General features: G+C 65.1%; 19 protein-coding genes and 1 pseudogene. 13 read left to right on the forward strand and 7 right to left on the reverse strand.

From position 1 onward, the window contains the following. A pseudogene (locus ACE3P0_RS09825) lies at positions 1-1,100 on the forward strand (hypothetical protein); the annotation flags it as partial. A gap of 55 nt (positions 1,101-1,155) precedes the next feature. Here the strand turns inward: ACE3P0_RS09825 and ACE3P0_RS09830 are convergent. Both ACE3P0_RS09830 and ACE3P0_RS09835 read right to left on the reverse strand, forming a co-directional pair. Then, positions 1,156-1,716, reverse strand: a complete 561-nt coding sequence (locus ACE3P0_RS09830) for an HNH endonuclease (protein WP_374402328.1) — start codon at positions 1,714-1,716, stop codon at positions 1,156-1,158. Then, a complete protein-coding gene (locus ACE3P0_RS09835) occupies positions 1,713-2,273 on the reverse strand; it encodes an HNH endonuclease (protein ID WP_374402330.1) in 561 nt (186 codons plus the stop codon). The genes ACE3P0_RS09830 and ACE3P0_RS09835 overlap by 4 nt, the downstream gene beginning before the upstream one ends. Before the next feature lie 54 nt (positions 2,274-2,327). On the opposite strand from ACE3P0_RS09835, the gene ACE3P0_RS09840 reads away from it, so the two are divergent. Next, positions 2,328-2,972: a hypothetical protein gene (locus ACE3P0_RS09840; protein ID WP_374402332.1), complete on the forward strand. Its 645-nt coding sequence runs from the start codon at positions 2,328-2,330 to the stop codon at positions 2,970-2,972. 3 nt (positions 2,973-2,975) lie between these two features. Here ACE3P0_RS09840 and ACE3P0_RS09845 read toward each other — a convergent pair whose 3' ends face one another. Together ACE3P0_RS09845 and fusA are read right to left on the reverse strand one after the other, a co-directional pair. Then, positions 2,976-3,917, reverse strand: a complete 942-nt coding sequence (locus ACE3P0_RS09845) for an NAD-dependent epimerase/dehydratase family protein (RefSeq protein WP_374402334.1) — start codon at positions 3,915-3,917, stop codon at positions 2,976-2,978. A gap of 71 nt (positions 3,918-3,988) precedes the next feature. Continuing rightward, positions 3,989-6,037 carry an elongation factor G gene (fusA, locus tag ACE3P0_RS09850; RefSeq protein ID WP_374402336.1) on the reverse strand — a complete coding sequence of 683 codons (2,049 nt, stop codon included), beginning with the start codon at positions 6,035-6,037 and terminating at the stop codon, positions 3,989-3,991. 151 nt (positions 6,038-6,188) lie between these two features. Between fusA and ACE3P0_RS09855 the strand changes: the two genes are divergently transcribed. Further along, complete coding sequence (locus ACE3P0_RS09855; protein ID WP_374402338.1) at positions 6,189-7,463, forward strand: Hsp70 family protein; 1,275 nt, start codon at positions 6,189-6,191, stop codon at positions 7,461-7,463. A gap of 19 nt (positions 7,464-7,482) precedes the next feature. On the opposite strand, the gene hpnD is transcribed toward ACE3P0_RS09855, so the two are convergent. Next, positions 7,483-8,316 carry a presqualene diphosphate synthase HpnD gene (gene hpnD / locus ACE3P0_RS09860; protein WP_374402340.1) on the reverse strand — a complete coding sequence of 278 codons (834 nt, stop codon included), beginning with the start codon at positions 8,314-8,316 and terminating at the stop codon, positions 7,483-7,485. After that, on the reverse strand, positions 8,313-9,128 hold the full coding sequence (gene hpnC, locus ACE3P0_RS09865; RefSeq protein WP_374402342.1) for a squalene synthase HpnC: 816 nt from the start codon (positions 9,126-9,128) through the stop codon (positions 8,313-8,315). The genes hpnD and hpnC overlap by 4 nt, the downstream gene beginning before the upstream one ends. A gap of 99 nt (positions 9,129-9,227) precedes the next feature. Here hpnC and ACE3P0_RS09870 point away from each other — a divergent pair, with 99 nt between their 5' ends. The 8 genes from ACE3P0_RS09870 to ACE3P0_RS09905 all read left to right on the forward strand — a co-directional run bounded on the left by ACE3P0_RS09870 (position 9,228) and on the right by ACE3P0_RS09905 (position 21,948). Then, entirely contained in the window at positions 9,228-9,866 is a 639-nt protein-coding gene (locus ACE3P0_RS09870) for an ABC transporter ATP-binding protein (protein ID WP_374402344.1), read from the forward strand. Then, positions 9,863-12,355 (forward strand): FtsX-like permease family protein, encoded by a 2,493-nt coding sequence (locus ACE3P0_RS09875; protein WP_374402346.1) that lies wholly within the window; start codon positions 9,863-9,865, stop codon positions 12,353-12,355. Before ACE3P0_RS09870 ends, ACE3P0_RS09875 begins: the two co-directional genes overlap by 4 nt. After that, a complete protein-coding gene (locus ACE3P0_RS09880; protein WP_374402348.1) occupies positions 12,355-13,434 on the forward strand; it encodes a lipocalin-like domain-containing protein in 1,080 nt (359 codons plus the stop codon). Before ACE3P0_RS09875 ends, ACE3P0_RS09880 begins: the two co-directional genes overlap by 1 nt. Before the next feature lie 199 nt (positions 13,435-13,633). Next, on the forward strand, positions 13,634-15,823 hold the full coding sequence (locus ACE3P0_RS09885) for a carboxy terminal-processing peptidase (protein ID WP_374402350.1): 2,190 nt from the start codon (positions 13,634-13,636) through the stop codon (positions 15,821-15,823). Between the two features lie 106 nt (positions 15,824-15,929). Continuing rightward, entirely contained in the window at positions 15,930-16,277 is a 348-nt protein-coding gene (locus ACE3P0_RS09890; protein ID WP_374402352.1) for a GFA family protein, read from the forward strand. Between the two features lie 245 nt (positions 16,278-16,522). Further along, a complete protein-coding gene (gene imuA, locus ACE3P0_RS09895) occupies positions 16,523-17,275 on the forward strand; it encodes a translesion DNA synthesis-associated protein ImuA (RefSeq protein ID WP_374402354.1) in 753 nt (250 codons plus the stop codon). A gap of 138 nt (positions 17,276-17,413) precedes the next feature. After that, positions 17,414-18,805, forward strand: a complete 1,392-nt coding sequence (locus ACE3P0_RS09900) for a DNA polymerase Y family protein (RefSeq protein WP_374402357.1) — start codon at positions 17,414-17,416, stop codon at positions 18,803-18,805. Continuing rightward, positions 18,802-21,948, forward strand: a complete 3,147-nt coding sequence (locus ACE3P0_RS09905) for an error-prone DNA polymerase (protein WP_374402359.1) — start codon at positions 18,802-18,804, stop codon at positions 21,946-21,948. The genes ACE3P0_RS09900 and ACE3P0_RS09905 overlap by 4 nt, the downstream gene beginning before the upstream one ends. Positions 21,949-21,967: 19 nt before the next feature. On the opposite strand, the gene ACE3P0_RS09910 is transcribed toward ACE3P0_RS09905, so the two are convergent. Continuing rightward, complete coding sequence (locus ACE3P0_RS09910; protein ID WP_374402361.1) at positions 21,968-23,179, reverse strand: hypothetical protein; 1,212 nt, start codon at positions 23,177-23,179, stop codon at positions 21,968-21,970. A 304-nt stretch (positions 23,180-23,483) separates the two neighbouring features. Between ACE3P0_RS09910 and folE the strand changes: the two genes are divergently transcribed. Both folE and ACE3P0_RS09920 read left to right on the forward strand, forming a co-directional pair. Continuing rightward, entirely contained in the window at positions 23,484-24,197 is a 714-nt protein-coding gene (gene folE / locus ACE3P0_RS09915) for a GTP cyclohydrolase I (RefSeq protein WP_374402363.1), read from the forward strand. Between the two features lie 7 nt (positions 24,198-24,204). Beyond that, positions 24,205-24,630, forward strand: a complete 426-nt coding sequence (locus ACE3P0_RS09920) for a BLUF domain-containing protein (protein WP_374402365.1) — start codon at positions 24,205-24,207, stop codon at positions 24,628-24,630. Positions 24,631-24,828 lie beyond the last annotated feature (198 nt).

Consider the following 24,828-nt stretch of genomic DNA (forward strand, 5'->3'; position numbering starts at 1 on the left):
TCCAAAATCCTGCTCAAAAAATGAGCAGACGAGTTAATCACCCTGGTCAATTTTCAGCGCGCACTACCTCGCTTTTCTGGTCAGTTTTCAACGAGCGTCAACAGCCGGCCGAGCTGGGGGTGCGCTTCCGCGTGCCACAGCTGGCCTTGCGCGTTCAGGGTGAGCTGCAACTGTTCGACGACCCTGAGGTGCTCGACTACCCATGGGACTTGTCGGCGTATGACGCCGCGCCGACAGGTGACGATATCACTGCGCTGGGCGCGGGCCTCAAGGTGTCCGAAGGCGGCGAGATCGATGTCGACGGCGTGAGCGGCAAGGTCGTCTCGCGCTTCCTGCCCGACTTGCAGCGTGACCTGGGGCTGGTCTATCAGCCCGAGCACTGGGACGAGGTACGTCTCGCCACGTGGCTGTGCAGGAACCTGCCGGAGCCGTCACTCACCCATGCCAGCAAGCAGGCCTTCGTTGCCAAGTGGCTGACCGAACTGTTGCGCCGGGAAGGCTTCACGCTGGCCCGCGCCAATCTGCAAAAGTTCTTGACTCGCAATCTGCTAGAGGCGCGCATCCGTGACCTGCGCAGGCAGGCGGTGGGCAAGGCGTTTCAGCAGGCGCTGTTCGGAGACGACGCGGCATCGCGCGTCGCGGTGACGGATCAGTACGCCTTCGAATTCCACGCGCAGGCCTACGCGCCCAGCCGTGACTACGACGGCCGTTTCGGGCACTTCGACTTCCGCAAGCACTTCTACGGCCGCATCGGTGACTTCGACAGCAAGGAGGAGTTCGAGTGCGCCTGCTGGCTGGACATTCAGGCGCAGCAGGGACGCATCCAGTTCTGGGTGCGCAACCTCGTTCGGCGCGAAGGCAGCTCGTTCTTCCTGCAGAAGGCGGACGGGCGCTTCTACCCTGACTTCCTGTGTCAGCTGTCGGGCAGCGCAGACCAGCCCGGCCCGATCCTCGCCGTCGAGTACAAAGGCGCAGATCGTTGGGCTGGCGCGGAAGATGACCGGTTGATCGGCGGCCTATGGGCGAACCTGTCCGCAGGACGCTGCCGATTCGTGATGGTCAAGGACAAGCGGTGGGAATCGATCGAGGCGAGCTTCTAGCCGCTGATCCGTGGCTGCCTGACGAGCCAAGACTTGTCTAGGCTTGTCAGGCTGTCTATGACGCCAGGCGGGAGTGCTTTGGCAGCATCGCCCGGAGCAGCTCCATCTGATCGGCCAGGATCTGCCTGTTCTGGAGGATCAGGCCTTCCTGATGGCTCGGCGCGTACGGCACGTACAGCAAGTCCCAGCCTAACTCGTCCAGCGTGTGCGAACCCTTGGCTGCATTGCAGGACGAGCAACAGGCGCAGCAGTTCTGCCAAGAGTCGAGCCCGCCTTTGGACAGTGGCTTGATGTGATCTCGCGTCAGGCCCCTCAAACCCACCTTGCCGCAGTACGCGCACATGTTGCGATCCCGGCGGAACAAGGCCTCGTTGGTCAGCGCGATAGTCGGTTGCTTGCAGGCCTCTGGCGTGCGTCCCTTGAGCACCAAGATGCTCTTCAGTTCGATCTGCGACTGCAGGCCTGTCTGGCGGTTCGTACCGCCCCGGAAGGCGAACTCGAAGTCTCCGAAGCCGTACGCGAACTTCCCCAGAACGTCGTCAACGATGGCCTCCTGCCAGGTCAGCCAGCGTGCCGGGAACCCGGCGCTGTCAATGGCGAGAAGTAGGGGTGTCATCGGGCCTCCTTGCGAACTCGTAGCGCCAACTGGTAACGGTTACGGGTTCGCGAGACGCTCCTACTCGACGTTTTAGCAGGAGACCACTCACTCACATCGTGTACTGGTAGTGATTTTGATCGGGATAAGTCGCATGCCGTGACGACGTTCATCCAGATGTCGCGTCCGCCTTGTGAGACCGGCAGCACATGGTCACGCGTCAGCTTGCCCGCTGGCAGGTGGGTGCCGCAGTAGCCGCAGACCTGGCGGTCGCGGTGGAACAGTTCGCGATTGGAGAGGGGCGGAACTTGCTGCAAGGCGCGCTGGCTGAGGGCCTTGCCGCGGATTGCGATGATGCTGTTGGCGGTGATGACTGAACGCAGACCGGTGTCGCGCCGCATGCCGCCGTGGATCATGAATTCGTTGTCGCCGGCTGACCAGGCGACCTGATCGCGCGCGTAGTAGATCACTGCATGCTGCCAGCTGACCCAGCGGAAGGGCTGGCCATGCACATCGAGCGTGAGGATCAGCGGCCGTCGCGAATTGCCCGCGACCGTGCCGCGTTCAACGAGGATCACGGCGACTCTCTCTCTACAATCCTGTAGAGCATACGCCTTGCATGTGTGATTTCAATGACTACTTCGCTGCGTCGCGCGATACGCCACGACCGCCCGTTTTATTGGGCGTTGCTGCTGTCGCTCGTGGTGCATGGCGCGGCGCTAGGCTTGTTTCCGACGATCGATGTAGGGGCGCGCAGTCTGCGGGTTCGACTTGCAGCGAAGGGGGCTGCGACCGGTCTGGGTGCAAGTGGCGATGCTGCGACGCCGCGTATGGTTAGCAAGGCGGAGGGCGGGCCCACTGTTCGCGCGCCCAAGCAAACCGAAAGGGAGCGGTTCGTAGCTTCAGGCAAGGCGCGAACGGCTCGCTCGCCTGATCCGCCCAAACCTCAACCGGACTCAGCGCCGCTGACGCCCGAAGCTCAGGGGCTGGATGCCAGCGCCTTGCGCGGGGTGCGCATCGCACTGGCGAGCGGACTTGCAGGTCTCTCCTTGCCGGCGGATGCGGCCGGTGCCGCCGCGCAAGCGCGTCTGGTGTTCGGGGACGGCGGTCGCTTGCTGGCGGTGAGTTTCAGCGGTGAACGAGGCAGCCGCGAATTGGAGCTTCGCCTGCGCGACGCGCTGATGAAGGCCGCGGCGCGGGTCGAGCTGCCGACCAGCCTGCGCGGCACATCTTTCGAGCTCGACCTTGCCTTTGAGGTCAGCGGCGACGGGCGTTGAGGGTCAGGCGCCGGCCACCGTCGCAGCCAGTGCGGTGGCAAGTGAGTACCGCGGCCGCCAGCCAAGCCCGTGTGTCAGCGCTGAGACGTCGACTTCGAGCGAACCGAGCAGACGATCAGCTTCGGCCGATTTGCCGAGCAGCGACAGCAGCCCGCGCAGCAGCGTCGCCGGTACCGGGATCAGGTGCGCCCGCTTACCCAGCGCGTCGCCGACCGCACGAATCAGCGCTGGTGTGCTGAGCGGCTCGCCGTCGCTGATCAGGAACACCTTGCCGACCGCGTCCGGGTGGTCTCCGAGCAGGCAAAGGGCGTCGGCCAGGTTGCCGACAAACACCAGATCGCGGCGATTTTCGATCGCACCGAGTGGCAACCAGTAGCCCTTTCGCACGACATCCAGCAACCGCGCAAAGTTGGCGCCGACGCCGGGCCCGTAGACCAACGGTGGCCGCAGCACGACGGCGTCGACACGTGATGTGAGGACCGCTGCTTCAGCCTCTAACTTCGACACCGCGTACGGATCGGCGGGTGCGGGCGGGTCCTCCGGTCGGAATGGGTGTTCAGGCGTGCTTGATTCGCCATTCACCTTGATCGAACTGAGGTAGACCAAACGCCGCACCCCGGCCGCGGCGGCCGCATTACACAGTTCAGCGGTGCGTGCCACATTCACGCGGCGAAACGCTGCGAGCGGATCGGTCTCGGTCTCGTTCATGACGTGGACGCGCGCAGCGAGGTGCCAGATCGCGTCGACACCGGACACTGCAACGCGCCAATCGACGGTTGAGTTCAGGTCGCCAATGACGACGGACTCATCCCATGCACCAAGGCGGGCTTGGCGAAGGGCCGCACGCACACGATAACCGCGTGCCTTGAGTTGTGGAACGAGCGCGCTGCCTACGAAACCGTTGGCGCCTGTCACCAGCGCGATGGGGCGGGAGGGCGAGGACATGTGTCCATTTTGCCCGAGCGAGGTGAATTCGCGCCGCGACGCGCTCGGCAGCGTCGCGGCGCGTGGGTCGATTACTCGTCGTCGACCGGTTTGAAGGCTGCGCTCAGCGCTTGCTGAACGTTTGGTGGCGCGGGCTCGTAGTCGGCCATCTCAAGCGTGTAGCTGCCCTGTCCGCCAGTGATTGACTTCAGGCGACCCTGGAAGTCATTCAGCTCGGCCAGTGGCGCGCGTGCGTTGATCGTCACCATGCCGCCGCGAGCTGTGCCGGTCTGCGTGACCTGACCACGACGCAGCGCCAGTTCGCCATTCACGTCGCCGATCGCCATTTCTGGTACCGTCACTTCAAGGTTTACGATCGGTTCCAGCACCATGCCGCGCGCCTTGCTGATCGCATCGAGAAATGCCTTGCGGCCGGCCGTGATGAAGGCGACTTCCTTGCCGTCCACCGGGTGGGTCTTGCCGTCATACACGGTCACTTCCAGATCCTGCACCGGGAAGCCGGCAATCGCACCGCCACCCAGCACTTCGCGCACGCCTTTCTCCACAGCGGGAATGAAGACGCCCGGGATCGTGCCGCCTTTGACTGCGTCGACAAAGCGGAAGCCTTCGCCGCGGGCGAGCGGGGCGATCTTCAGATAGACCTCACCGAATTGCCCAGCCCCGCCACTTTGCTTCTTGTGGCGGTGGTGGCCTTCGGCCGGCGACGTGATGGTTTCGCGGTACGGAATCGTTGGCGGGTGGCTGTCGACTTCGAGCTTGTACTGAGCACGCATCTTTTCGAGGATGCGGCTCAGATGCAGCTCGCCTTGCCCACGGATCACCGCTTCATGCGTTGTCAGGTCATGTTCGACGTGCAGGCCCGGATCTTCGGCAGCAAGCCGGTGCAGGATCTCGGCGAGTTTCTGCTCGTCGCCGCGGCGTTTTACGCGCACCGCGAGGCCATACACCGCGTGCGGAATCGGCAGCGGGCGGAAGTGGATCACCGCATCTTCCGGCGCGTCGTGCAGCACGGCATCGAAGGTGATGTCGTCGATCTTCGTGATTGCACAAATCTCGCCGGGGCCGACACGGTCGATCGGCGTGAGCTGCTTGCCCTGGATGCGGAACAGGTGGGCGACGCGGAAAGCCTTGCGGGCCTCGCCGGCGTACAGTTGGGTATCCGGGGTGAGCGTGCCTTGCAGAACCCGCACCACGCCAATCTTGCCCATGTAGGGGTCCACCTCGACCTTGAATACATGCGCTAGCGCGTGGTCGTTCGCATCGTGGCTCACCGTCAGTGGTTCGGCTGCGTCGGCGTTGCCGCCCGGCCATTTCTCGAACAGCGGCGGGTTGCCTTCCAGCGGGCTGGGGGCGAGGCGAACCATGAAGTCGATCAACTCTGCAATGCCGGCGCCGGTGCGGGCAGATACGAACAGCACCGGCACCAGATGGTCCTCGCGCAGTGCGCGTTCAAACGCATCATGCAGCGCTTCCGGGGCGATCTCTTCGCCTTCGAGGTAGCGCTCGGTCAGCGCCTCGTCGACTTCCACGACTTGCTCGACCAACGCGCGGTGCGCGTCGGCGACCGAGCTGAAATCGGTGCGGTCCCCGCTGCGATTGAAGAAGCAATCGACCACGCGGCCGCCGCCATCAGCGGGCAGGTTTATCGGCAGGCATTCACGGCCGAAGGCAGCCTGCAGCTCTTCAACCAGGGCGGGCAGGTTCACCCGCTCGGCATCGATCTTGTTCACCACGACGAGGCGGCAAAGCTTGCGTGTCTGCGCCCATAGCATCGCTCGGCGGGCGGTGATCTCGATGCCGTTCTGCGCGTTGATGACGGTGGCCACGGTGTCGGTGGCGTCCAGCGCTGCGAGTGCCTGGCCGGCGAAGTCGGGGAAACCGGGGGTGTCCAGCAGATGCACCAGCGTGCCGGCGCGTTCGAAGTTTGCGACCGCCAGTTTGGCGGAGTGACCATGTTCCTTTTCGAGTGGATCGTAATCGCAGACCGTGGTGCCGCGGTCCACGCTGCCTGCCTGCGGAATCGCGCCGGCGGAAACGAGGACTGATTCGATCAGTGTCGTTTTGCCGGCGCCCGCGTGGCCTAGCAGGGCGAGAGTCCTCAGATCTTGCGGGGTCGTCATGGCTGCCTCCTTTGTGAGTCTTCTTGGCTGTGACGCTACACCCGGCGCTGTGCGCTCAGGTTTGACGCGCGTCAGCGCGTTGGCGGGCGCTTCGCTGGACTTCAACGCAGCGCTGGCGTAGCATCCGCGCCCCTTCAGCATAGACGCCACCATGTTTGACCACGCGGCCCGCGCCTGCGGCATCGATTTCGGTACCTCGAACTCCACGGTTGGCTGGTTGCGCCCCGGCGCGCCTGCCTTGCTGACGCTGGAGGAAGGCAAGCCGACGCTGCCGTCTGCCGTCTTCTTCAATGCGGACGAAGACAGCGTGTGCTTCGGCCGCGCTGCGCTGGCCGAATACCTCGACGGCTACGAGGGGCGCCTGATGCGGGCGCTGAAAACCCTGCTCGGCTCCAACCTGATGGATGGCAACACCGAGGTGCTCGGCCGCCTGCTGCCTTTCCGCGATCTGTTGCGGCAGTTCATTGCCGAGCTTAAGCGCCGCGGCGAGCTTGCGGCCGGCCGCAGCTTCGACCAGGCGGTGTTCGGCCGCCCGGTGCATTTCGTTGACGACGACAGCGCTGCCGATCAGCTCGCACAGGACACCCTCGCGCAGATCGCGCATGCAGTGGGCTTCCGCGAGGTGAGCTTCCAGTACGAACCGATTGCCGCGGCCTTCCACTACGAACAATCGCTTGATCACGAGGAGTTGGTGCTGATCGCGGATATCGGCGGCGGCACCTCGGACTTCTCGCTGGTGAGGCTCTCACCCGAACGGGCGAAGCTGGATGACCGGCGCGAGGATCTGCTGGCCAATGCCGGCGTGCATATCGGCGGCACGGATCTCGACCGCGCGTTCAATCTGGCGCAGGTGATGCCCTTGCTGGGCTTCCGGTCAAAGAAGAAGAACGGCACCGAACTGCCGGCCACGCCGTTCTTCAATCTGGCGACCTGGCACACGATCAACTTCTGCTACACCCGTGCGGCGTGGACCGAGTTTCAGGACATGTATCGCGACGGCGCCGAGCGCGAGAAGCTGGAGCTCTTGCTCAACCTGATCGGCGAGCGTGCGGGGCACTGGCTTTCATTGCAGGTGGAAGAGGCGAAGATCGCACTCTCCGACGTGCCGGAGGTGGTGCTGGATCTGGCGCGCCTGCACCGGAAAGGCGGTTCGCCGGTACATCCGACGATCTCGCGCGGCGCGCTGGATGCGGCGATCGCACCGCTGGTGGACCGCGTTGGCGAAACGGTTGGCACGATGCTGGACCGCGCCGGCGTGCCGCGTTCGCGCATCGACACGGTGTTCTTCACCGGCGGTTCCAGCGGCGTGCCGCTGCTGCGTCAGCGCATTGCCGCTGAAATCCCGTCTGCGCGCGCTGTTGAAGGCGACTTGTTCGGCAGCATCGGCGCCGGCCTCGCGGTGGACGCTGCGCGCCGCTACGGTTAGTCCGGCGCGCGCCTGAGACTCATGCGCGCACTGCGGTGCGCCACGCAATCCAAAGTTTTCGGATCGGCCCGAGCGAGGTGCGCTGGGTCAGCACCTGGCAACCATCGGCACGAATCTCGCGCAGCAGCGTGCGATAGATCGCGGCCATCACCAGGCCGGCGCGCTGCGATTTGCGGTCTTCCTTCGGCAGCAGCGCCATGGCTTGCTCGTAGTGCTGTTCGGCGCGATCGATCTGGAATTCCATCAGGGCGCGGAAATTGTCCGAATGCTTGCGATCGGTGATCTCTCGGGCGGTCACATTGAAGCGCTGCAGCTCTTCCACCGGCAGGTAGATGCGGCCGCGGCCGGCGTCCTCACCCACGTCGCGGATGATGTTGGTGAGCTGGAACGCGAGCCCGAGTTCGTGTGCGTACTTCTGCGTCTGCCGGTTGCTGTAGCCGAAGATCTCGGCCGCGAGCAGGCCCACGACGCCTGCAACGCGATGGCAGTAAAGCGATAGCCCCTTGAAGTCGAGATAGCGCGACTGCGTGAGATCCATCTCCATGCCGTCGATGATCTCGGACAGGTGCTCCTGCGGCAGGTTGAACTGCTGCACCATCGGCTGCAGTGCCTTGCCAACGGGGTGCTGCGGGCTGCCGCTGTACACCGCAGCCAGCTCCTTGCGCCACCAGGCGAGCTTGGTTAGCGCCAACTGCGGATCGAGGGTTTCGTCCACCACGTCGTCCACTTCGCGGCAGAAGGCGTACAGCGCAGTGATCGCGCGGCGCCGCGCTGGCGGCAGGAACAGGAAGCTGTAGTAGAAGGAAGATCCGCTCGCAGCGGCTTTCTGTTGGCAGTATTCGTCAGGCGTCATGGTTTCATTCGCAGCGCGCGCCAGATCAGGCGCAGCCAGTCGGTCCGTGCCAGCTTGGGGCGGCGGCGGAACACGTCGTAATCATTGGTCTCGATCGCCTCGCAGATACGCAGGCCACCTTGAACCACTAGGCGCAATTCCCAGCCGAAGCGGCCCGGCAGGGCCAGCGCCAGCGCGGCGCCTTCGCGCATCATCGCGCGGGTGCGCTCGACCTCGAAGGCCATCAGCGCGCGCCAGTTGGCATCAATGCGACCTTCAGCGATCTGGTGCTCATCGACACCAAAGCGGGCGAGATCTTCGGCCGGAAGATACACGCGGCCCTTGGCCCAGTCGATCGCAACGTCCTGCCAGAAATTGATCAGCTGCAGGCTGGTGCAGATCTGGTCGGACCACTTGATGTGCTGCGGCGTGTCGGCGCGGAACAGCCGCAGCATCAGGCGCCCGACAGGGTCGGCGGAGCGGCGGGTGTAGTCGCGCAGCTCGGCAAAATCGGCGTAGCGCGTCTTGCCGACGTCCTGGCTGAAGGCATCGAGCAGATCGCGCAGCAGCACGGTGGGCAACTGGTGGGCGCGTACGGCATCGGCCAGCCGTGCGAACATCGGCAACTTTGGCGTTTCGCCGCGGTCGATTGCGTTGATCTCGCGCCGGTAATCATTCAGCTGCGCAAGGCGCTGGATTGGCGGCGCATCGCCTTCGTCGGCGATGTCGTCGGCGCTGCGAGCGAAGGCGTACAGGGCTTCCACAGCCGGGCGCAGATGCCGCGGCAACAGGACGGACGCGACAGGGAAGTTCTCGTAGTGATCGACCGGCATGGGGGGCGCAGTATAGCGGAGCCGTGTGGCACCGCTTGCTGCGCCAGGATATGGAATCAGGCAGGGGGCAGGGTGGCGGTTCAACTCGAAATTTCTCGCTTGACCAAGCGCGTTGCGGGGCGCGTGCTGTTCGCCGGGCTGTCGCTCGACATGAAGGTCGGCGAGTTCGTTGCGGTGATGGGCGAGTCCGGCACTGGAAAATCCACGCTGCTGAACTTGATTGCGGGGCTCGAACCGCCGGACGCCGGTCAGATCCTTGTCGCCGGTCAGGCGCTCGGCGGGCTCGACGAGCGGGCGCTGACGCTGTGGCGCCGACATGCCCTCGGCTTCGTATTCCAGTCCTTCCACATCCTGCCGCATCTGACGGTGGGCGATAACGTGGCGCTGCCGCTGCGGCTCAACGGCCACGGCGCGCGGGCGGCCGGTGTGGCGGCGTCGGCGATGCTCGACCGCGTCGGGCTTGTGGCGCGTGCGGCGAGCATGCCGACGGAACTCTCGGGCGGCGAAATGCAGCGTGTTGCGATTGCGCGCGCGCTGGTGCATCGGCCCGCGCTGGTGCTGGCCGATGAACCCACCGGCAACCTCGATCCGGACAACGCGACTCGCGTGCTGGCGCTGCTCGCCGAGCAGGTGCGCGAGCAGGGCGCGATGTGCCTGATGGTGACGCATTCGCAGCACGCGGCGACGGTGGCGGACCGCGTGCTGCGGCTTGCCGATGGCGGGCTGCACGCCGCATGAAACTGCTGCTTGGCCTCTTCGTATCGAGCTTGCGCCGGCGCCGCTTCGCCACCAGTTTGAGCCTGCTCGCGGTGATGCTCGGCGTGGCCTTGGGTGTGGCCGTGAGCGTGGTCAATCGGTCCGCGCTCGACGAATTCGCGCATGGCGTCCGCGTGCTGTCGGGTGAGGCCGACCTGCAGATCGTCGGGCCTCGCAATGGCTTTGACGACGCGTTGTTCGCGCGGGTCGCGCTCAGCGAGGGCGTGGCGGTTGCAAGCCCGGTGGTGGAACTGGATGTACGCCTGCCCGGCCGTGATGCGCCGCTGCGGGTGCTCGGGCTTGATCTGCTTCGATCGCTTCAGATCCAGCCCGCGCTGCGCCCGGATACCGGCCCGACACTGGACGCCGGGGCACTGCTCGACCCGGATTCGATCTACCTGTCCCCCGCCGCGCTGCAGACCTTCGGCTTGCGTGCGGGGCGGACGCTGCGCTTGCAGCTGGGCGGCGAAGCCGTCGTGCTTCGCATCGGCGGTGTGGCGAACGGATTTGGCCCAGGGCAGCTTGCTGCGCTGATGGATATCGCCGCTGCGCAATGGCGCTTCGGCCACCTTGGCCGCCTGACGCGCATCGACCTGCGTTGGGCGACCGGCGGCGACACACCCGCCGCCCGCACCGCGCTGAAGGCGTTGCTGCCGCCTGGCTTGCAGCTGGTGCCGCCCGCACAGCGGGAATTGCAGGCCGCCGACATGTCGCGCGCCTACCGCGCCAATCTGACGATGCTGGCCGTTATCGCGCTGGCGACCGGCGCGTTTCTGGTATTCGCTACGCAGAGCCTGTCGGTGGTGCGGCGCCAGACCGAGTTCGCGTTGCTGCGTGCGTTAGGCGTGACGCGTGCTCAGCTGCTCCGCGGTGTGCTGGCGGAAGGCTGCGCGGTGGGGCTGGTCGGCGGCCTGCTCGGCGTAGCTGTCGGGCACGGCCTTGCCGCGCTCGCGCTGCACACGCTGGGTGGCGACCTGGGGGCCGGGTACTTTGCCGGGTCGCGCCCAACCCTGCAGTTCGATCCGTTCGCGAGCGCCGCGTTTCTGCTGCTGGGCCTCGCGGCTTCGGCGCTGGGCTCGTGGTGGCCAGCGTGGCGCGCCGCCAATGCGGACATCGCACCGGCATTGCGAAGCAGCCATCAAGCCTTGCTGCCACCGGCGCGCGTGCATCATCGCGCGGCGGCGGTGTTGGCGACGATGGCCGTGGCTTTGGCTGCGCTACCGCCATTTCGCGGCTTACCGGTCGGCGGTTACCTCGCGGTTGCCTGTGTGCTGGCGTGTGCGGTGGTGTGCCTGCCAGCGCTGGCTCATCTGCTTACCCGCTGGCTTGCGCGTTGGCCCGGTCTGTTGCTGGGCCTGGTGCGTGCCCGCGTTGCCGCGGCGCCGAGCCATGCGGTGATCGCGGCGGGTGGTGTGCTGGCGAGCGTCGCCTTGTCGGTGGCGATGGCCATCATGGTGGCGTCGTTCCGCGATTCGGTGGATGCCTGGCTGGCGCGGGTGCTGCCGGCGGATCTGTATCTGCGCAGCGCGCAGGGCGCAGTCGCGGTAGGCTTGGAGCCGGATGCGCTGAAGCGGCTCGCGGCGCTTCCGGGGCTCGCGCGGCTTGAGCCGATCCGGCACGAACAGATCCGCCTCGATGGGGGTGCTCTTCCGGTGGCTCTGGTCGCCCGAGCGGTGCCTGCGGAAGGCGCCGACCGGGTGTTTCCGATGCGCGAACTGCGGCCCTGCAGCGGCGATTGTGTCTGGGTCTCAGAGGCGATGAGCGATCTCTACGGCTGGCAAACCGGGCAGCGGGTGCGGATTCCGATTGGCGGCGGTGAGCACCGCTTTGAGGTCGCTGGCATCTGGCGCGACTACGCGCGGCAAAGCGGCGCCATCCTGATCGACCTCGCCCGCTACCAGGCGCTGACCGGCGATATGCGTGCCAACGACGTGGCCATCTGGGCCGCGCCGGGTGTGGCGCCGGATACGCTGCGCGAGCGCGTCAGAGCGCTGTTCGGGCCCGGTGTCGAGATCGCCAGCGCCGAGCTGATCCGGCGCAGCAGCCTCGCGCTGTTCGACCGCACTTTCGCGGTGACCTACGCGCTGGAGGCCTGCGCGGTGCTGATCGGGCTCTTCGGCATTGCGGCGAGTTTCGCGGCGCTGGCGGCCGCGCGGCGGCGCGAGTTCGGCATGCTGCGCCACATCGGCGTTACGCGTGGGCAGATCGGCACCATGCTTGCGCTGGAAGGCGCCCTGGTGGCGGGTATCGGTGTGCTCGGCGGCATGCTGGCGGGGGCGACGATCAGTGTGCTGCTGATTTTCGTGGTGAATCGGCAGAGCTTTCACTGGAGCATGGACTTTGCGGTCCCCGGCGCCAGCCTTGCGCTGTTCGCCGTCGCGATGCTCGGCTTCGCCGCACTGGCAGCGCGCCTCGCGGGCGGCCAGGCAATGCGGCTCGATGCGGTGCGCGCAGTGCGGGAGGATGCCTGATGCAGCCGCTGCGTCGTCGCATGCTGGGCTTGATCGCAGCCGCGCCGATCGTGCCCATCGCGCCTGCGGTTGCCGCGGTGGCGTACCCGGCGGTGCAGCCGCAGACGCTGCGCTTTCCGGAGGATCACGGTGCTCACCCCGCGCACCGCATCGAATGGTGGTATCTCACCGGCTGGCTTGAAGCGGTGGGCTTGGCGCCCTTCGGCTTCCAGCTGACTTTCTTCCAGATTCGCCCCGGCATCGCCGAGGCCAACCCGAGCCGCTTCGCGCCGCACCACCTCGTCGTTGCGCATGCGGCGCTGGCCAGGCCTCAAGCGGGCCATCTGCTGCATGCCGCCCGCACCGCACGCAGCATGTCTGGCCTGGTTGGGGCGAGCGAGGGCGATTGCGATGTGCGGCTCGACCGTTGGCGCCTGTGGCGACAGGCGGCCCACTTCAAGGCGGATGTCGATGCAGGCGAGTTCGCTCTGCAGCTTGCTTTCGGCCCGACCGGGGCTCCGCTGCTGCACGGCGAGGGCGGCTACAGCCAGAAAGCGCCGGGGGCGGAACACGCCAGCCAGTATGTGAGCCTGCCGCAACTGCCGGTTCGCGGGCGGGTACGCGTCGCCGAACGGGCGTTGAACGTATCCGGCAAGGCCTGGTTCGACCATGAATGGTCCAGCAGCCTGATGCACCCCGATGCAGCGGGTTGGGACTGGACCGGCATCAATCTTCACGACGGATCGGCGCTGATGCTGTTCCGCATGCGCCGCCACGACGGTGGCGCGCTGTGGCACGGCGGCACGCTGCAGCGCGCCGATGGCGTGATCCAGCACTTCGGCCCGGCGGACGTTGCGTGGCAGGTGCAGCGCGAATGGCACAGCCCGCGTTCGGGCGTGCGCTGGCCGGTGAGCCAGAGCGTGCGCTTTGCCGGCCGTACCATCAGCCTGACGCCGCTGATGGACGACCAGGAACTCGACACCCGCAGCACGACCGGTGCGATTTACTGGGAAGGCGCTGTGCGGGCGCTGGAGGGTGGCCGTGAAATCGGGCGTGGCTACCTTGAACTCACCGGCTACGACAAGACGTTACGTTTGTGACTGTGCCCGCGGGAACTTCGATTTACCAAAGTGGGTAAGCTCTGCGCCGTGGGCGCTTGGGTAGTCTGTGCTGACTGCCCTTGGGGCGTGTTCATGAACTGCGATACGCTCGGCGCTCAGGCATCGTTGAAATCCGGTGTCGGGTAGCAGGTGACAGTGAAAGACCGGCGGTGGGCCGGTGCGAAAGCGGAGAAACTGAATGAAGAAAACCCTGATGTGTGTCGTGCTGTGGCTGTGCTCGCTGTCCGTTGCCTGGGCGCTGGAGTCGCCTGCGCGAACGCCGCTGACGCCGCAGCAACATCAGGCTTCGACGGCGAAGATGGTTGCGACCCTGCTGTCGCGCTATCACTACTCGGCGCCGCCGCTGGACGACGCGCTGTCGGTGAAGGTGTTCGACCACTACCTAGATGCGCTGGATTCGGAGAAGGTGCTGTTCCTGCAACGCGATGTGGATCTCTACTCCGCCGCGCGCAAGCGGCTGGACGACGCGATCCTCGCCGAAGACATGCGCGTTCCGTTCGCGCTGTTCAACACCTATCGCGATCGCCAGATCGAGCGCTACACCTACTCGCGGCAGTTGCTGAAGGCGGGCTTCGACTTTACCGAGAAGGAGACGCTGGACTATGACCGCAAGGCGGCCGAGTGGCCGCGCACGCAGGACGAGTTGCGCGATCTGTGGCGCAAGCGCGTCAAGAACGACTGGCTGAGGCTGCGCCTGGCCGGGCAGAAGGACGACGCGATCCGCGCCACGCTGGACAAGCGTTACGAAGGCTTCCTCAGCCGCATCGACAAGACCAACGCGAACGACGTGTTCCAGGTCTTCATGGATGCCTACGCCACTGCGGTGGATCCGCACACCAACTATCTCGGCCCGCGCGCATCGGAAGAGTTCGATATTTCGATGAAGCTCTCGCTCGTCGGGATCGGCGCGGTGCTACAGACGCGCGACGAATACACGACGATTCGCGAACTGGTGCCCGGCGGCCCGGCTGCGCTGTCGGGCAAGCTCAAAGTGGGCGACAGGATCGTCGGCGTGGGGCAGGGTACGAATGCGGCAGTGACGGAGGTGCTGGGCTGGCGGCTGGATGACGTGGTCAGCCAGATCCGCGGCAAGCTCGATACCGTGGTGGTGCTCGATGTGCTGCCGGGCGATGCTGGGCTCGATGGCAAGCGCAAGCTGATTCAGCTCACGCGCAAGAAGATCAGCATCGAAGAACAGGCGGCGCGCAAATCGATCATCGAGGTGAAAGAGGGCGCTTCGGTGCGCAAGATCGGCGTGATTACGCTGCCCTCTTTCTATGAGGACTTCGAGGCGCGGCGCCAGGGCGACAAGGAATTCCGCAGCGCTTCGCGCGATGTCTCGCGTCTGCTGGGCGAACTGAAGAAGGACAAGGTCGACGGCGTCGTGGTCGATCTGCGCAACAACGGCGGTGGCTCGTTGCGGCAGGCGGTGGAGATCACCGGCCTCTTCATCGATCAGGGGCCGGTGGTGCAGCAGCGCGATGCGCAAGGCAAGGTGGTGGTGGAGTCGGATACCCGCCCCGGTTTTGCCTGGAGCGGGCCGATGGCGGTGCTGATCAACCGTTTCTCGGCGTCTGCATCGGAGATCTTCGCTGCAGCGATCCAGGATTATGGACGCGGTGTGGTGCTGGGCGAGCCGAGCTTTGGTAAAGGCACGGTGCAGACGGTGGTCAGCCTCGACCAGTTGCTCAAATCCGAGAAGCCGGTCTACGGCGAAGTCAAACTGACGGTGGCGGAGTTCTTCCGCGTCAATGGCGACACCACACAACTGCGGGGTGTGAAGCCGGACATTGCCTTCCCGCTGCTCAGTGATGTCGAGCGTCTGGGCGAATCCAGCTTTGATAACGCCTTGCCGGCGATCCAGATCAAACCCGCGGGCTTCACCCCGGCGGGCGAACTCGGTGGGCTGATTCCGGATCTGCGTTCGCGCTACCAGTTGCGGTTGAGCAGCGACCGTGCGCTCAAGCGTCTGAGTGAGGATGCGGACGAGATCGCCGCGCTGCGCAAACGCATGACCGTTTCGCTCAATGAAGCCGATCGTCGTGCCGAGCGCGATGCGCAGGATGCGCGCCAGAAACAGCGTGCGGCGGAAGACGCAAAGGCGACAGGCAAGGCCGGCAAAGGCAAAGCTGTGGCAGGTGGCGCTATCGCGCTCGACCCGGACGATGCCGATGACGGCCTGTTGGATAGCGAACGCCCTGCGGGCAAGACGCGCACCGACAAGGCCAAGAAAAAGCGTGAAGAACCGGATGTGCTGCTGACCGAAAGCGCGCGAATCCTGAGCGACGAGGTCGGTCTGCTCAAGGGTGATGCGCGCTTGGCCGCCAAGGTCTTGCCGCGGGCGGCGGTGACAGCGGGCAACCCGTAGCGCGGGCGGCAACCCCCAAAAACGACCGCTTGCTTCGCTCGAATACTGTAATAAAATACAGTTGTCGCGCCGCCTCCTTGGTGCGACATCGAGCGGAGCAGCGAACATGCACTATCACGGCAGTTGTCACTGTGGGCGGATTGCCTACGAAGTTGAAGGCGAAGTCGAGCAGGGTATCGAGTGCAACTGCTCGCACTGCAGCCGCAAGGGCTATTGCCTTTGGTTCGTCTCGCGCGAGCAGGTTCGCCTGCTGACGCCGCCGAGCGCGATGAGTACCTATACCTTCAACCGGCATGTGATCCAGCATCACTTCTGCCCGATCTGCGGCTGCTCCCCTTTCGGGTTTGGGCGTTCGCCAGATGGCAAGGAAACCGCGGCGGTCAACCTGCGCTGCCTGCAGGATCTTGATCTGGCCAGCGTGCCGCGGGTTCAGGTCGACGGGCGCAGTTTCTAAGCGTTTCGCAGGCATCGGCGATGCCTCTGATGCAAACGCCAATGCACAGCCCCTGCATGTTTGCCCGGCGTACGGCAGCGCGCTTATCGCCCCGCTGCCCCGGCGTGGCATGCGGTGCTAGGTCCGCGTCTCGGCACTCGGCCGCATGCAGCATTGCCCTGAGAGCGCGTGTGCTTGTGCCATGAGCAGGCCTGCCTTGCCGATGCCACTGAGCCACCGTTTCCACGTCTGCAGCGCTTTCTGCCATGTCTGCCGCCCCGTTTCCTCTTTCCGCCCTGTTGCAGCGCGCCGATCTGTGGCGCGGCGACGCTCTGGGCTGTGCAGAGCAGGCTGGGCTTGCGAGCGGTTTTGCCAGCCTTGATGCCTTGCTGCCCGGCGGCGGTTGGCCACGGGGGGCGTTGACCGAACTACTGTTGCCGCAGGCCGGGTTGGGCGGTGGCCTTGGAGAGTTGTCCTTGCTGCGACCGGCGCTGCGTGCGCTCGATGCGGAAGCCGGCTGGGTGCTGTTGGTGTCGCCGCCTTGGTTGCCGCATGCACCGGCCTGGCAAGGTCTCGGCCCCGGTCTTTCACGCCTGATCGTGGTGGAGGCTGCACGCGACGATGCAGCCTGGGCGTGCGAACAACTGCTCGCGAGTGGCGCGGTTGCCGCGTTACTGGCCTGGTTGCCGGAATCGGATGCACGGGCGTTGCGCCGCCTGCAACTGGCGATGGCGGGGCAGCAAGCGCTCGCTTTTGTTTTTCGCCCCGATCGATTTGTCGACAGCGCATCGCCGGCGCCGCTCCGGATCTCGCTCGCGGCAGAGGCGACCGGGCTGGCGCTGCATATCGTCAAACGCCGTGGGCCACCGCTGGCGGCGCCACTGATCCTGCCGGTCGAACGGCCAATCAATTGGACGCGTTTGGCGGCGCGGCAGACCCCAAGCCCTTTGCAAACTGTTGCGCAGGGTGTTGCCACAGGTGTTCCGCTTGCAGGGGTGAAGAATGGCGCCCGGGTTTAGCCGGTGCCCGGCTCGCAATCGATTTTCGTTTGCGGCCGAAGGCCTGTTCTCGCTGGCGCCGCGGACATTTGCCGGGCGTGATGACTGCGCGCAGGCGTGGTTCCCGGGAGGCTCTCGATGCGCTGGCTAGCGCTACGCATGTTTCGTCTTCCGATCGAAGTTTTCGCGGCCCGGCCCCCGGCGGTGGCGGTGGCGCGCGGCCGTGTTATCGCGACGGATGCCTCGGCCGAGGCGCTGGGTGTGCAGTTGGGGCAGAAGTTGTCGAGCGCCCTGGGCCTGGCGCCGCAGTTGAGCGCCTGCGAACGCGATGCGTTGCGCGAATCGGCCGCATTGGCGCGTCTGGCCTGCTGGGCTGGGCGTTTCAGCCCGCAAGTCTGCCTGGCGCCACCGGACGAATTGCTGATCGACATCGGCGGCAGCCTGCGCTTGTTCGGCGGCCTCGAACCCCTGTTGCAGCAAGCCGAGGCGGGCGTTGCGGCCGAGGCCTATTCGGTCAGCCTTGGTTTGGCGAGTACGCCGCTCGCAGCGCAGTGGTTTGCGCGTGCGGGCGTGCCGCCCGAGCTGACGCAAACACTTGCCGACGAGCAGGCGCAGCTGGCAGCGCTTCCGGTAGCGGTGATGGGGCTCGATGAGCGTTCTGCGCGCCGGTTGGCGGTGCTCGGGATCGGGCGCATCGGGGCCCTGCAGGCTTTGCCGGCAGCAACGCTCGCGCGCCGCTTCGGCCCCGCCTTGCCGGCGCAGCTAGCGCAAGCCCGTGGCAATTTGCCTGATTTGCGACGCGGCTTTGATTTCCCCGAACGCTTTTCCGAATACCTCGAATTGCCTGCGCGGGTCGAGCAGGCGCCGATGTTGCTATTTGGCGCGCGCCGCTTGCTGCAGGCGCTGGCTGGTTGGCTCAACGCGCGAGGGGCCGGTCTGCAGCAATGCACGCTGGAACTGGAGCATGAGGACGTGGCGGATTCGCAACTCGTGCTCGGCTTTGCTGCGCCTACTCGCGATGGCGAGCGGCTGCTGCGGGTGCTGCGCGAACGGCTCGATCGGCTTGAACTTGCAGCCCCCGTGGTGGGCCTGCGTCTCGTGGCAGAACGAATCGAGGCGATGCCGGGTGAGAGCGTGCCGATGTTCGGTGAGGCGGGTGCGCAAGGCATTGCGCCAGTGATCGAACGCCTGCGCGCGCGATTGGGGCGTGAAGCGGTGCATGGTCTTGCAACGGTAGCGGGGCACCGCCCCGAATGCAGCACCGTCGCGGTTGATTGGCCGCAGGCTGCGGTGGCAGGCGATGCACCGCTGCGCCCGTTGTGGCTGCTGCGCGAACCGCGCTCCTTGCCAGAGCGCGCGGGTCGCCCACATCACGACGGCCCCCTGCAACTGCTCACCCGCCCCGAGCGGATCGAGAGTGGCTGGTGGGATGCCGGCGAAGGGCTCGGCGATATCCGGCGCGATTACCACGTTGCCCGTTCCTTACGTGGCGAGTGGCTGTGGATTTACCGCGATGCCGCGGGTTGGTGGCTGCAGGGGCTTTTCGCATGACATCGCTGCCGGCCTACGCCGAACTTCACTGCATTTCGAACTTTACGTTCCTGCGTGGCGCATCGCACCCGGAAGAACTGGTCGAGCGCGCCCACCAGCTTGGCTACACCGCGCTGGCGATTACCGATGAGTGTTCGTTTGCCGGTGCCGTGAGGGCCTTCGATACCTGGCGGCAATTGCGCGACGCGGCGGGCGGCGAGATTGCTTTCCGCTTGATCTACGGCGCTGAGTTCCGCTTCGAGTGTGGCCTCAAGCTGGTGCTGCTGGCGAAGAACCGCGCCGGCTACGGCAACCTCTCGGCGCTGATCACGCTCGGGCGTCGGCGTGCGGAGAAAGGCGAATATCGACTGGTGCGCGGCGATCTGGAATCGGTACCGCCGAGCGGCGCGGTGCCGGACTGCTTCGCGCTGTGGGTGCCGGACGAGCGCTTGAGCGCGGAAGACGGTCGCTGGCTCGCGCAACGCTTCCCCGGCCGCATCTGGCTGGCGGTGGAACTGCACAGCGGGCCGGACGACGCAGCGAAGCTGGCTGCGTTGCAAGCACTTGCCGACGCCTGTGACATGCCCTGCGTGGCGAGTGGCGACGTGCATATGCACGCACGCTTGCGCCGCCCGCTGCAGGATGTGCTGACGGCGATCCGCCTGAACACCACGGTCTTCCAGGCGGGTGACAAACTCTACCCCAATGCTGAACGTCATCTGCGGCAGCCGTTGCGCCTCTCGCGCCTGTACCCGGCGGCGATGCTGGAGGAATCGACCCGTATCGCAGCGCAGTGCAAGTTCACGCTGGAAGAACTCAAATACGAATACCCGGACGAAATCGTGCCGCACGGCGAAACGCCGACCAGCTACCTGCGGCGCGAAGCCTTTGCGGGCCTCGCGCAGCGCTATCCCAAAGGGGTGCCCGACACGGTGCTGGGCAGTGTCGAAGACGAACTCGCGCTGATCGCAGAGCTCAAGTACGAAGCTTTCTTCCTCACGGTGTATGACATCGTCTGCTTCGCGAAGCGTGAAGGTATCTTGTGCCAGGGGCGCGGCTCGGCGGCCAACTCGGTGGTTTGCTACGCGCTGGGCATCACAGAGGTCGACCCAACGCGGGCCTTCCTGTTGTTCGGGCGTTTCATGTCGCGCGAACGGAACGAGCCGCCAGATATCGACGTGGATTTCGAGCACGAGCGCCGCGAAATCGTCATCCAGTACATCTACGAAAAGTACACCCGGGAACGTGCCGCACTGGCCGCCACGCTGATCCGTTACCGCACCAAGGGTGCGTTGCGCGACGCGGGGCGTGCCCTGGGTTTCGGCATCGAGCAGATCGATGCGTTGTCTGGCTCTCTGGCGTGGTGGGACAAGCGTGAGCAACTGCCCGAGCGGCTCGCCGAAATCGGGCTCGATGCAAAGAGCCCGCGCGTGTCGAAATGGCTTGCACTGACCAACATGCTGATGGGCTTTCCGCGCCACCTCTCTCAGCATGTGGGTGGCTTCGTGATTTCGCAGGGGCCATTGGCTCGCTTGGTGCCGGTGGAAAACGCCGCAATGCAAGATCGCTCGGTGATCCAGTGGGACAAGGAAGACCTGGAAACCTTGGGGCTGTTGAAGGTCGATGTGCTGGCGCTGGGCATGCTCACTGCACTCAAGCGATCGCTCGATCTGGTCAGCCAGCGGCGCGGGCGAAAGTTTGGCCTGGCCGATGTGCCGCACAAGGATGCCGCCACCTTCGAGATGTTGTGCCACGCCGATTCGGTTGGCGTCTTCCAGGTTGAATCGCGTGCGCAGATGAGCATGCTGCCGCGCCTCAGGCCACGGACCTACTACGACCTGGTGGTGCAGGTGGCGATCGTGCGACCGGGGCCGATCCAGGGCGACATGGTGCATCCGTATCTTGCCTATCGCGCTGACCCAGCGATGGCGCAGGCCGCCATGAATCGCTTGCCGAAAGAGGTGGCCGATGTGCTGACTCGCACTTTTGGCGTACCGATCTTTCAGGAGCAGGTGATGAAGCTCGCCGAGGTGGCTGCGGGCTTCACTCCGGGTGAGGCGGACCAGCTACGGCGCGCGATGGCGTCGTGGCGGCAAAAGGGGCATATCGATCGCTTTAAGGAGAAGCTGCGCGCAGGCATGGCCGCGCGCGGCCATCCGCCCGAATTCTCCGAGGCGCTGTGCCGGCAGATCGAGGGCTTCGGTGACTATGGTTTCCCCGAATCGCATGCGGCGAGCTTTGCGCTGCTCGCTTACAGCTCGGCCTGGATGAAGCGACATGAGCCGGAGGCCTTCCTGTGCGGCTTGCTCAACAGCCAGCCGATGGGTTTTTATGCGCCTTCGCAATTGGTGCAGGACGCGCGCCGCCACGGCGTGCAGGTGCTGCCGGTGGATGTGATGCACAGCGATTGGGATAGCGGTTTCGAGTATCCATCCGGTGCGAGGCGGTCCGAAGTGAGGCCGATGGTGCGGCTGGGCCTGCGCGAGATCCGCGGCTATCCGCAAGCGGCCGCGGCGCGCATCGTTGCCGCCCGCGAACGGGGGCCGTTCAGCTGCGTCGACGATCTGGCGCATCGTGCGATGCAGGGCGCGAGGGAGCTGGAGTTGCTGGCCGGGGCAGGGGCATTGAAGGCGTTCGCCGGGCATCGGCGGCAGGCGGCTTGGCAGGTCAGCGGCGTGCAGCGGCAGGGTGATCTGTTCGATAGCACACCGCCGGCCGAGGTGCCGGTACGGTTCACCGCACCGAGCGAAGGTGAGGAGATCGTCGCGGATTTCGCAGCCACAGGTTTGTCGCTTGGCCGCCATCCGCTCGCGCTGTTGCGCAAGCGCCTCTCTGCGCGGCGTTTCCTGCCCGCCGGTACGATCCGCGAGATGCAGGATCGCGCACTGGTTCGCGCCGCCGGTATCGTGATCGGCCGCCAGCGCCCGGGCACAGCGCGCGGTGTGATCTTCGTGACGTTAGAGGACGAAACCGGGCAGGCGAATATCGTCGTCTACGCTGATCTGTCCGAGCGGCAACGCCGAGAGTTGCTCGGCGCGCGGCTACTGGGTGTGTATGGTCAGTTGCAGCGCGACGGTGAGGTGGTGCACGTGCAGGCCAAGCGGCTGGTGGATCTGACCCCGTGGCTTGGCGCGCTACCGACAGCGAGCCGTGACTTCCATTGATCGGCGAGCGCTGCTGGCGCTAGAAAAGTATCTTGATCAAACGGGTGATCAGCTCTTCCAGCGGCATCATCGTCAGCACCAGCGGGCTCAACGGTGCCACGATGGCGGCGGCCAGTCGGATCAGCGTGTCGCGCGTGATGGGGGCAACACGCATGCCGGCAATCACCTGCAGGCTGTTGTTCAGATCGGAGAGCGACTGAATGTCCGCGCTGCCGATCAGCGTTTCGCCGGCCGGTGCGCCGCCTCGCAGCCACTTGGTCTCGAAATCACGCGCGTAGCGCTGCGCCAACGCGCCGTATTCGAGCAGGCCGCTGCGTTTTGTTTCCGCAAGCTGCGGTGCGAAGACCAGCAAGGGCAGCAGCACGACCCCGAGCAATACGACTACCAGCGCAATGATCTCGTACTTGAACGACAACAGCGGGGCTCCAAGGTAGAGGATGCGGTTGGCCAGGTTGCCAGCCAGCAAGGCGCCGTGCGCCAGCAGTAAGGGCATGAACGCAAAAGCGGTGCCGGAGAGAAAGCCCAAGCCGCCGAGCCGATCCGGATGAGTTGGCGACAACGCGAGTTTTATACGCGACACCTGCCACAGGAAGCGCATCCAGATGAAGAGCCGGAAGTACCAGCGCAGCAGCAGGAACTGGAAGATCGGCAGGCTGATGCAGCCAAGCCACAAACCCGCGAGCGTGAGCGCCGAACCGCCCGCGCTTGGGGTGGCATACCAGGTGTTCGCATTCAATGCGATGAAGTGGCGCCATATCAGCGCAATGCCCAGCCCATAAACCACTGCGACGAGTACCACTTCCGCGATGCTTGAGTTGCGCAGCCGGAAGGCGGAGGCGATCGCCGCGTGGAAGCGATCCATTGAAGCTTCTGGAACCAGCTTGCGCTCCGGAAATTGCCTGACCAGCGTGCGCATACGCTGATGCACGATCAGTTCTGCGACGATCAGCAAGGGCACGACGACCATGAAGCGGCCGTGCGCTTCGAAGTCATACAGGAAGGGCACTGCCAGCTTGCCTGGCAGCAGATTGCCTTCAAGCGCAGACAGCATCAGTAGCGGAAGCCAGCAGATCAGCGCGATAACACCAATCCGCTGCCCGACAAGATGCAGTTCGTTATCCGACAGATGTGCGCGACGAAGCGCCTGGAACAACGGGCCGCCAAGTACGAGCGAGAAGTCCGTCGTATCCCGGAGTATTTCCGGATGCTGAGCGTGTTGAACTGCTCTCATCTCTCTGCCTCCCGAGCTCCCTCAAAAGCGACCCACCCAACCGAGGTCGGGGCGCGCTGCCACGATGAGCGTTGGCGCCACGACGGGCAGCCCTCCGCTTTGATTCTGGATCGCGAAGCGGCACAGCGCCAGGTTGCGGTGAGCGCCAGTTGACGCCTCTCAGCGGTAGACGCCGAGCGTGGCGCCTTATGAATGGATCTGCGGGTTGGCGAGTTCTGATGGGCGATGGAACGAATGGCGCGGGTTTGCGGTCGAAGCGCCGTTGTACGACACTCCATCCATCATTACCCCAGAACGGCCCATCATGAGCGACGCCTCACAGAAGCCTGATGCCGCTGCGATCCAGCCGGTGTCGGCGCGGATTCGCGAACGGATCTATCGCGCCAAACAGCGCTTTCACGCCAACGACAACATCTCTGCCTTTCTCGAGCCGGGCGATCTCGAAGCCCTGCTCGATGAAGTGGAAGGCAAGATGAAAGGCGTGCTGGAGAGCCTTGTGATCGACACCGAGAGCGATCACAACACGCAAGACACCGCACGCCGCGTAGCGAAGATGTATCTCACCGAAGTGTTTCGCGGCCGCTACATGCCGGCGCCTTCGGTCACAGAATTCCCGAACGCCGAACGCCTCAACGAACTGATGATCGTTGGCCCAATCACGGTGCGAAGCGCATGCAGCCACCACTTCTGCCCGATCATGGGCCGGCTGTGGATCGGGCTGATGCCGAACGAGCACTCGAACCTGATCGGCTTGTCGAAATACTCGCGACTCGCTGAGTGGGTTATGAGCCGGCCTCAGATTCAGGAAGAGGCGATCACCCAGATGGCTGAGCTTCTGATGCGAAAGGTCAGCCCGGACGGTCTTGCTGTGGTCATGGAAGCAGATCATTTCTGCATGCACTGGCGCGGTGTGAAGGATTCCGAGACCAAGATGATCAACAGCGTGATGCGCGGCTCCTTCCTCAAGGACGCGGCACTGCGCCGCGAGTTCCTCTCCCTCATCAACCTGAAAAACTGAGGCCCAGATGCTTGTCCGTTTGCTTTATGCCAGCCGCGCGGCATCACCACTGACTGCCCCGGTTGTAGATGCGATTCTTGCCCAATCCCGCGACCACAACCCCAAGCTCGGCATCACCGGCATGCTCTGCTACAGCGACGACTTGTTCCTGCAAGTGCTCGAGGGCGGCCGCGATGAGGTGTGCGAGCTGTTCAACACAATCGTGCGCGACGATCGGCATACGAACGTGCGCATCCTGAGCTTCGAGGAAATTCCGGAGCGCCGCTTTGGCGCATGGACGATGGGGCACGTGAATATCGCGCGCGTGAACCCCTCCTTGCTGCTCAAGTATGCCGAGCGCCCTGTGCTCGACCCGTTTGCGTGCTCTGGGCGTGCTTCGCTTGCACTGCTTGACGAGCTGATCGCGACCGCATCGGTCATCGGCCGCTGCTGAATCCGTATCCATCTCGCGGGCCGGCGGCAACGCGCCGGCCTTACACCTGCTTCGCTTCAAGTTCAAGAATCCGGGTAAGGTGCTTGCAAGCCCATCGTGCACCTACTAACATCCTTCTGATAATCTAAAAAGCATATCCGGCGCGCGGAGTATCGGGAGCGAACCTCAGTTCGCGCTTCGACCCTGCGTGCCACCTTC

The organism is Niveibacterium sp., from assembly GCF_041909475.1.
Lineage (GTDB): Bacteria > Pseudomonadota > Gammaproteobacteria > Burkholderiales > Rhodocyclaceae > Niveibacterium.